This is a genomic window from Dysgonomonas sp. Marseille-P4677 (assembly GCF_016652235.1).
GTDB lineage: Bacteria > Bacteroidota > Bacteroidia > Bacteroidales > Dysgonomonadaceae > Dysgonomonas.
The window spans coordinates 1-10,123 of the sequence record NZ_JAEPKU010000152.1 but is presented as its reverse complement, the minus strand read 5'-3'; the positions used below and the strand labels follow the sequence as shown (position 1 = coordinate 10,123).

At 35.0% G+C, this 10,123-nt stretch carries 5 protein-coding genes; 3 read left to right on the top strand and 2 right to left on the bottom strand.

The window, feature by feature from the left end; all coding sequences use genetic code 11:
- The 3 genes from JGH11_RS17525 to JGH11_RS17515 form a co-directional block, all read left to right on the top strand.
- Nucleotides 1-528: bifunctional 2-polyprenyl-6-hydroxyphenol methylase/3-demethylubiquinol 3-O-methyltransferase UbiG (locus JGH11_RS17525; protein WP_201113971.1), on the top strand; the 528-nt coding region annotated here is incomplete at its 5' end.
- A 60-nt stretch (nt 529-588) separates the two neighbouring features.
- Nucleotides 589-1,068, top strand: a complete 480-nt coding sequence (locus tag JGH11_RS17520) for a GNAT family N-acetyltransferase (protein ID WP_201113970.1) — start codon at nt 589-591, stop codon at nt 1,066-1,068.
- A gap of 225 nt (nt 1,069-1,293) precedes the next feature.
- A complete protein-coding gene (locus JGH11_RS17515) occupies nt 1,294-2,082 on the top strand; it encodes a PhzF family phenazine biosynthesis protein (protein ID WP_201113969.1) in 789 nt (262 codons plus the stop codon).
- A gap of 294 nt (nt 2,083-2,376) precedes the next feature.
- Here the strand turns inward: JGH11_RS17515 and JGH11_RS17510 are convergent, their stop codons facing one another.
- Together JGH11_RS17510 and JGH11_RS17505 are read right to left on the bottom strand one after the other, a co-directional pair.
- Entirely contained in the window at nt 2,377-6,999 is a 4,623-nt protein-coding gene (locus tag JGH11_RS17510; RefSeq protein ID WP_201113968.1) for an alpha-2-macroglobulin family protein, read from the bottom strand.
- Between the two features lie 4 nt (nt 7,000-7,003).
- Nucleotides 7,004-10,042, bottom strand: a complete 3,039-nt coding sequence (locus JGH11_RS17505; RefSeq protein WP_201113967.1) for a hypothetical protein — start codon at nt 10,040-10,042, stop codon at nt 7,004-7,006.
- Nucleotides 10,043-10,123: the final 81 nt, after the last annotated feature.

Sequence of the window (10,123 nt, the reverse complement as noted above, 5' to 3'; positions counted from 1 at the left end):
AAATATCTGAAAGATAGCGACACGGTTTTAGACTTCGGGTGTGCCACAGGAACAGCAACCAATGAAATAGCAAAGCAAGTAACAAAAGTTGTCGGTATAGATATATCTTCCAAGATGATTGATATGGCAAAGGATAAAGCCAATGAATTGAATATTACCAATGTTGACTATAAGCAAGCTACAATATTTGATAATACTCTCGAAACTGAATCGTTTGATGCTGTTTTGGCTTATAATATCCTTCATTTTTTCACCGATACAGAACCAGTTTTGCAGCATATAAGCGGATTACTAAAACCCAACGGAACTATTATTATCACAACTGCATGTTTGAAAAAAAGGTCATTGAGAAATGTTCTGCAAAGGCTATTTCTCTCTCCCTTAATGTGGTCAGGTGTAATTCCATATATGAAATACTTTTCACTATCCGAATTTCAAAATATTTTGAATAAAGACTTTCAAATTATAGCACAGGAAAATATCTCTCACAACTATTTTTTCGTTGTAAAGAAGAAACAAACAGAGTAAATAGTCAAAATCAGAATAAATAAATTATCAATCTATTTTTACAAACCTAATTAATACAATATGATACGAAAATGTACTGGTTCAGATTTAGAGACGATTTACGAGATAATAAACGATGCTTCGATAGCTTACAAAGGTCATATTCCAGCAGACCGTTGGAAAGAACCGTATATGCCGATGGATGAATTAAAGCATGAAATTAGCGAAGGAGTTGTCTTCTATTGTCTTGAAGAAGAAAACGAGATACTCGGAGTAATGGGTATTCAGTATGTATTGGACGTAAAACTGATACGTCATGCCTATGTGCGGACAAAAAAGCAAAAAGGAGGAATTGGTGCACAATTACTCCAACATTTGACAAACAATCAGGAAAAACCGATACTGATTGGTACATGGAAAGATGCTGCATGGGCTATCGACTTCTATTTGAAAAACGGGCTCCGACAAGTTTCAGAAGAGGAGAAAAACGCATTGCTGAAAAAATATTGGAATATACCAGACAGGCAAGTAGAAACATCTGTTGTTCTTACAAATAAGTAATCAGATTGATAATAACAAAATAAAATGAAACTTTAGGAAAAATACTAATCATCGAACCGAAAATACATGTTTCTAAGAATAATTTTAGAGAAATGGAAAAAATGATTTCTGATAATGGCTTTCATATTGTCGAGAAACCAAAGATTTTCTTTAGTATGTCCCTGTTGCTTTCATAAGAAAAAGTAAATTAATTATAAATCTATATAACACTTTGAATTTGTAAAAATGAAAAAATACAAGCTATATCAAGTTGATGCATTTACAGAAAAGTTATTCGGAGGTAATCCGGCAGCGGTTTGTCCACTAAATGAATGGCTGGATGATAATCTGTTGCAAAAGATAGCAATGGAAAACAATCTTGCTGAAACAGCATTTTATGTGAAGCGGGATAACCGATATGAAATCCGTTGGTTTACTCCTAATGTCGAAGTCGATTTATGCGGGCATGCAACACTGGCAACAGCCTATGTCCTGTTCTGCCATGAAAATCATAAAGAAAACATTATAATATTTCATTCTCCCAGAAGTGGGGAATTAATAGTAAGTAAAAAAGCTGATGGCTTGACATTGGATTTTCCTATTGATGAATTTTGTGAAACACCTATATCAAGTGAAATAACAAATTGTTTTGACAAGAAGCCTGTTGAAGCCTATAAAGGAAAGACAGACTATATGTTGGTCTATGAAAAAGAAACGGACATTACCGACATTCAGCCACAATTTGGAGATATCGCAAAACTAAAAGCAAGAGGGGTTATCATTACAGCAAGAGGTGAAACTGTTGATTTTGTGTCCAGATTCTTTGCCCCTCAATCGGGAATTATTGAAGACCCTGTAACAGGTTCAGCCCATACAACTCTAACTCCATATTGGGCAAAAAAACTAAATAAAACAGAATTGTCGGCGGTGCAATTGTCTGAGCGTAAGGGTTATTTGCAATGTAAACATACAGAAGAAAGGGTAGAGATAAGCGGACAAGCCAAATTATACATGAAGGGTGAAATTTTTATCTAGGAGTCTGTAATAGCTAAGACTAAATCTGACAGTTGTAGGTTATCTATGATCGTCAGATTTTTGTTTTATAATTTATTTTTTAGTCTCCTGACTTCCAAAAATAAGCATGTTTTATTGCTATATAACCTTTTCAACAGTATCCTTTCGTAAGAGCTTTGCTGTCTATAAAAGTTTGCATTGGAGTTTTCCCATAACAGTATTGTAACATGAAACTTATTTGATATAAATAGGGTATAGAGAGGAGGGAAGTCCTCCTCTCGAATGTTTCGATATCTAATTAAATAATCCAAACCATCACTCGGTTATAGTAATCGATATTCCATCTACCCAATGTTTATGTTCATTTGTATAGTATACATACGCTGAAGATGCCATGCCTTTGTAAGTTCCCGGTATTTCAGCTTTCAGATCGAGGTTTATTATCTTCTTGTCATTAGGTAACATATGGCTGTAATAGATAACCAAATTGTCATCTATAATTTCGTAATAATCGAAAACCAGTTTGTCTCTAAGTTCTTTCAACTGCCAAGGCTGCAAACTCATACCTCCCGGGATTCCTATAATAGCAACATTCATAGGTATTCCTTCAGATTTTTTATTTTCCAGAATAATAGAAAGTCTTACTGTTTCATTTCTTTTTACGGTGTTCGAGCTTAGTTTTGTGGTGAGGAATACAGCGCAATCTTTACTACTCTCTGGACGATCGTACTCCCAATGTAAATTAATAGTATAAGGTAGTGCTTTCCCTACATCGGCATAATTAAGCTTGATCTGATTGTTTTCTTTCAGATTGAACATATCTGTTATGTCTATACTCATTTCCTTGTCTTCTCCAACTTCTTTAGTTAGGTCTAGACTCGCTTTTTTCGTATCATTGATGCTAATATTAAGAACCCCTTTATCTAGCGACTTAGACCCTGATCCTGCATATCTTGTAATAGCTTGCAAACTTAATATTGTAGCCTGAGTATTATAAAATCCACCATTCGAGCGTTTAGACGCAATGTAGTTAATACATGTATCTATTATAGGAAAATTGATCGGATCGTTGGATTTTAACATTGCTATTGTCCATAAAGACATAGTTTCTTGTGTAGCCGAAGGATGAGAACTTCTGGTTATAGATGTTTCTATTTTCATTTTATCCAAACCATCTTTCATATTATTTTTGAAGTATTCTATCAGTTTATTATGGTTGTCCATATCCTTCATATTATAAGCCGAGTTCGCCATTAAAGCCATACGATACATATCTTTACTTTCATAGGCCTCCTTCAGGGCGGTCGCATATTCTTTCTTTATAGCATCGGTTTCACCTGTTTCACTAAAAGCATAAGTAATATAGGCATCGCTAATAGACTGTGGAGACCCCGCGAAATTATCCAGACCTCTCGTATTGTTAAGGAAATGGCCGGAGCCATCTTTTCTGCTTCTGATGAAATCTCGTGCACGGTCAACCATTGCCTGATCTACTTTATCGTAGACTTTCTTCATCTCGTGAAACTGAAGAATACCATAGGCCGTTAATCCTGTATGAGCCGGATCATTTCCGAACCATTCGAATCCACCTGTCTTCTTTATCTCATAACTGGAGAGTTTTTTGTAACCATTGTCAAGATACTCTAATGCTTTCTTTCTAATTTCCGGTTTATCTTCACCCGATGCTTCGATAGCTTGTAGAGCCATAATATTCGGAAAATTTGAAGATGAAGTCTGCTCGAAACAACCATAAGGTTCTCTAAAGATACTCTCTAAACCAGAGAATAACTCGTCGAAGGTATTTGTATAACATACTAAATTAGCACGGAATGAACCTTCAACCATTTCGCCTTTAGGACTAAAGTTGAAAATATCATTTTTTCGTCCAGATAGGCTCATCTTTCGAGGAAAATAAACTGTACGTACAGTTACACTTCTGGTTATTTCGTCAGACATAGTGTCTGCATTTGCTGAGATGGTATACTTATGCTCTCCTGTGGCATTGGTCGGTGAAAAACTGAGAAATATAGTTTGTGTCGATCTCTGTGCCACTTTTACCTCTATTTCTTGCTTGTCTACAGCTTTTAATTCTTTAGGCAAACTTATTTTAACTTTAGCGGTTATTTCTTCATCTGTATTATTGTTAACCATTATAGGAAGTTTTACCGTATCGCCTAGCGATGCGAATATTGGCGATTTTACATCTAAAGAGAAAGGTTTTGTTGTTGCAATATTATGATAGTAGCTTCCAACTAATCCTGTAGAATTAGACAGACCTTCAGCGGTGATTCGGAATGAAGATGATGTGTCATTATTAGTGAAGCTCAAGATTGCCTTTCCTTCTTTATCTGTTGTTACATCTCCATTCCAATATACAGTTGCAGCTAAATTATCCGCATTATGATGTTTTTGTTCAAACTTGCTAGATACATAAAATTCCCGTTTAGGAATACTTACTCCTGTATAGTTGGGTTTTGGAGTTTTATATTTTGTGAAAACAGGTTTCTTTGTTGAAATATAAATTACGCCATTAGCTGTTTTGGGAACAATATCACTTATCGGGGTCTTTGTGACTGTTACGGACTCTATATCTTGTATGTTGACATAATCGTCGAGATTATATACACCATTGATTGTTTCGCTCAACAGTATACCATTCAGCACTACCGCCGGTTGGGTATTGCCTTTTCCAAATGAAGATATTCCTTTAATATATATTCTATTTCCTTGTATATTATTCAAATTATCAGGCTCGATGAGTAGACCAGCAACTTTTCCTGTCAGTGCATTTTTAATATGATCTACCTGAACTCTAATTTCTTCTTGTCTGACAGAGGTAATTGCTGCTGCAATAGATTGCTTTCTTTGTGTGCCATATCCAGTTACAACAACTTCATCTAGTGCTTGATCATTGTCCCAATTGGGAAGTTCGGGTATGACAACTTCTTCATTTTGGCTAATTCCCCTAATTACGATATTTTCTTCTTTCTCCTTCACCTTCTCTTGTCCTATTACTTCTATATCGTCAGTTATTCTTTCTCTAGCTAAATTTAATGGTGAAAAATCAGTATTCTCAGGTATTATTTGTGGTCTGCTATTAAACAAATTTACATGATTAGGGCTTTTTGTAATAATATAAACATTTCCGGACAGATCAATATTGTGGAATGCAAATTGACCTTCAGGTGTAGTTTTTGTTTCTACTACTCTTCTTTTATTTCCATTTTCGATTAAATAAACTGTGGTTTGTTTTCGTTTATTATTTTTATCCAAAATATATCCATATACATCGCCTATTTTCTCGGCAGTATGATCGAGGGTAACTCTTTTTTCAGTAATTACATCTTCCCAAACAAAACCTCTCCATCCATGTGTTAACATAAGATAATCAATCGCTTCTTTTGCTTTTTCTTTAGTAGGGTCGAAATAGAAATATGGTTCTTGAATATTTCCTTTTAGTTCCGAAGAAAAGAACATATGACTTAATATATTGTCTTGTTTATCATCGGCATAGGTAATTAATTGTTCGTCTACAACAGAAATAGCTAACTTAGCTGATGTGGGCTTGTTGTTTTTATCCAATGTGCGTACAGTAAGTTTAACTTCTTCTTTAGGACTGTAAAATTCTTTATCGGTTTCAAGTTTTATTTTCAATCCGTTTTCGGGATTGATGAATACAAGGCGTTCGCACTGTTCTTTCATATTTGCATCGAAGAGAGTGAAAACAGCTACGCCAATAGGAAAATCATTCGTTTTGATCTCTACCTTGTTATTCCCTTTTTTGAGATTGAGCGTTTGAGTACAATATACCTTACCTTGAGTTTGCCCTATAAGGAAGACAGTTGCTTGTGCAGGGCTATATATATTCCAAGATAATGATTTTTGTGAACGATCGGCTAATCCAAAGATAAGACCGTTTTCTCTGGCTTCGGGTAAAGGAACTCGATTTTCATTACATTGCGGTTGAAGAATTTTGGCAAAATATTTTTTGTTAGGCAATGGCTTGTGACTGAAAGCACCCATCCCCAGATGAAAACTACTAAATGAACTATATTCGTTATTCTCTTCATCAACAATAACTCCACTGACATCAGCGCCCTTTCCGAATTCGTCTAAAGCTTCGAAAGCTATTTTACTCTCTACGTTTTGTACCATATGCCCTCCTTCAGGGAAAAATTGCATTTGGATTTTATTAAGAACAATAGGAATAGAACGAGATATTGATTCTTCGATACCTTTTTCCGAAACGACTATTTGCAATAGGCCATCGGACGTATCAAGATCTGCTGGAAGCTTGAATTTTATTTTTACATCGCCATTCTCAACAGTATTTTCAAGAGTTTGTACAACCTTTCCTTTCAATCGGATCGTTGACTTAGCTATGCTTCCATTTGTTTTCTGATTACGCAGATTGTTTACAGAAAGAGATACTACCACTTCGTCATTCGGGCCGTAAGCGCGTTTTTCGAAATCAAGCTTGAGAAGTAGGCGAGGGGTTATTACTTTTTGTATATTAATCTCTTTTTTGAATATAGCTTTTTCTCCCCAATTTTTCATCCACTGGGTATATGCCGTTAGGGTATACAATCCTCCGGCAAGATCTTCCCTTATATTAAATTCTCCATTGCATACGCCTTCCAGTACATTATGCTCATGTTTATTTACAAGGTTACCTTTTGGGTCTCGCAATTCGATGTAAACGACATCACTTATCGTAGATGCACTATGGTTGTTACTGTTTACAAGATATATTTTGTACCATACATTCTCTGTTTGTTTATAAAATGTTTTATCCGTTTGTATATATACTTTTTCTTGCGGATAAAGCAGGTTGTATTGGTTTAATCGTTTCATTAACTGCTCGATAAACGGACTATCGAAGGCTAGTAAAGTAAAAGGAATAACTAAAAGAAGAAGTATATATATAGTCTTTTTCATCTCATTAAAATTTTAGAGTTACCGATAAACTGTATCTTTTGATAGCCGGCGAATTAAATAAATCCAATCCTTTTCCTGTACTATATCCAAATAGAGTTGAAGACGGATCAACTCCTTTATAAGAAGAAAAGAATAACAAATTTTCGGCTTGAATTCCTATTGAAACATCTTCAAAGAACCGGCTTTGATTTCTTTTGACGAGAAGGTAGCTTAAAGAAATATTGGACAATCGTAGGTAAGAAGCATCTTGGATATATTCTTCACCTACGCCATCGGCACCATAGCGCACCCAACGGTTCTGATCAATAGGAAGTGATACATCATAAAAATCGACACTTTTAGAATTTCTATTTCCATTTGCAAGAACTCCATCGAAAATATGGCCTCTTGTATTTCTCAGTGAAGCAGACGTTTCTGACATTCCCAGATAATCAAGGTAAGCTTGCGTTCCATTCCATCTGTCACCACCGTTGCTGTATTCGAAATTGAACATAAAAGAGAATCTTCTCCAACCAAGGTTGGCCGATAGGTTCATAATGTAGTTAGGAGTTGGATCTCCAATTAGCTTCAATGCCGGGTCTTTTACAGGAAAACCATCATTATCTATCAGCATTTCGCCGTTATCATTCCTTTTGTATGTTGATCCGTAAATGACTCCCAGTGGTTCATCCTTTGCGAAAAAAGTTCCTATATTGGAAAAACCGGCTAGTTGTATTTTTTCTTTTCCTTCATATACCGATTTTACTTTATTACGTGCTCTATTAAAATTGAATTTAAATATTCCATGGAAACGATTATCTCCCCATCCTGAATTGTGGTAATATGTCAAGTCCAGTAAAAAACCGTAATTATTGAGTCGTCCAATATTATCAACTGAGAAAGCTGCGTCGGTATATACAGGGGAAAACATATTGTGAGTTGTGTTATTATAATAGTTTAGCTCCGTATAAAATTTACCTCTAAGAAATGTAAGCTCTAAACCTAATTCACTATTTTGATAGATTTCGGGTTTCATCTTATGTGAGAGAGGAAGTATTTCTCTATCTTCATAAAATGTTTTCAATGCATTTGTCGAATTCTGAGAAGTAGATAGTACGGCGCGATTTCTAAAAACAAGAGGATTTTCACTTAATGAACGGCTTGTTGATCCTCTGATCCCTATATAATCGATGAATTCGTTATCGAAAAGATCGTATAGAGCATCATTGATAAAATCGAGCTTGCGAAGATTATATTTTGAGGCTACCGTAGGAAACAAGTTCGTAAATTCTTTTACTGTATTTGAAAAATAGTGTTTGTTATATACCTCAAAGAAAAAGTCATTCCGATTAACTCTCATCCCATAAGAGATTTCGTTGCTATTTCTCAATCGATCCATAATTGCAACATCCATTCTCTTTACTTCATCCGAAATATGATTAAAAGTATATCCTCCTTGTAAAGTGATTGTTGTAGGATACTTTTCTATTCTGTAACTAGGTAGTAAAGCAATCGATAAATCAGAGATATTTTCCTTTCTTCTCAGGGTTTCTATAGGGGTTGCAGAAATTTTCCCTATGGTCATATCATCCCATTGGTAACTATAACTGGCTGAGGCATCGGTCTGAAATTTGGCATTCTTATATTCAGTTTTGGCATATGCTGTTATCATTTCACCCTTATCTTTGTCGGGAAGTTTGCTTACAATATAATATGGATTAGCAACATCTTTAGGTGCATACGAACGCATTGAGCCGTCGCTAAGTTGCCACGAATTATTTTTATTTACTGCATCATTCCGTTTCAGACCATTACTATTGTCGAATGTAGGAGGTGTTGTGAAAATACTATGCATCAGACGGCTATGGTTGGCCCCGTTATTCATAAAATGATTTGTCCTTATAGAGCCAAGTATTCCCATACTTGTAGAGAACTTTCCTGTCTTCATATTTTCGATTTTTAAAGAACCATTGTACTTTTCTTGATCAGAATTGGGAATGGGGCTATTGATCTTATTCTGATTTAAAGTAAAATGTAGAATGCTTTTCTTGATAAAAGTTTTTCTATAGCTCAGGCTATTATTGAAAGATAAAGCTGTCCTGAAGAAATCTACCGGATCATATATGTTAGCTCTGATACTGTTTCCAAGCCCTTTATTAATTAGTGCTCCATTGTTGTCATAAGCGTAATTTCCATCTGTATATTCGAGCGAAGATATTTGTGGCCCCCAGCTGAATTGTTGATTCTTATCTGCGCCTTGCCATGTATATTGTCCGCCAAGGGCTTGGCCTTGTGCATAGTCGGTTTGCAACTCAGGGATACGTCCTATTGTTGAGATGGAGAAAGAACCTGTGTATTCAAATTGTTGAGAAGAAGGACTTCTTTCCTTTTCTTTTTTGATATTGTATTTATTTCCCGATTTCGATAGCGATTTTATATCTCCAATATAATCGAATGAACTACTTTCCGATAGGGTAGGTGTGTTGTTATTTAAATAGACAACGCCAAGTGTGTCGGTACTGCTGCCTAACAAAGGCGATATATATTGATCTAATTCAATTCTCAATGGTTGATTAAAACTATATTTCTGACGGATAATTTTGTTCTGATACCAGTTCTTTGAATCTTTAAATTGTAGAATTATTTCATTATTTATGTCAACATCTCTGAAGGAAAAATAACCATCTTTGTCTGTTTTTACAGTTTGTGTCCTATCCTTCTCAATTAGTTTAACTTCAATGTCTTTTATTATTCTATTCCACGAATCTTTTACATAACCGTTTATAAAAGGTGTAAATTCGACTGTAATTGAATCTTTACCAGTAATGGGTATTACAACATGTTTTTCAGAACAAATGACAATGTGAAGATCGGAAGAGATATCATTATATGTAAAATACCCTCTTTGGTCTGTATAATCCAAACCACTATAAATAACTCTTTTTATAGGGATAGAAGGACAAGGTTGTCCTTGTGGAGTAACGACTCGGATGGTGATATCTTTTTTCTGAGCATGCAATAGTAGTGTAGTGCAAAGAAGGATAAAAAGAACAATTTTTCTCATAATTTTATAGTTTAATTCCAGATAGAAATTTTGCCGGAAGTAGTATATAAAAAGTTCGGTTTCTGTGTGTTTGTATAGAAA

Excerpts from the sequence above, each read along its gene's own strand:
- JGH11_RS17505 (WP_201113967.1), bottom strand. The coding sequence starts at position 10,042 with ATGAGAAAAATTGTTCTTTTTATCCTTCTTTGCACTACACTACTATTG.
- JGH11_RS17510 (WP_201113968.1), bottom strand. The coding sequence starts at position 6,999 with ATGAAAAAGACTATATATATACTTCTTCTTTTAGTTATTCCTTTTACT.
- JGH11_RS17515 (WP_201113969.1), top strand. The coding sequence starts at position 1,294 with ATGAAAAAATACAAGCTATATCAAGTTGATGCATTTACAGAAAAGTTA.
- JGH11_RS17520 (WP_201113970.1), top strand. The coding sequence starts at position 589 with ATGATACGAAAATGTACTGGTTCAGATTTAGAGACGATTTACGAGATA.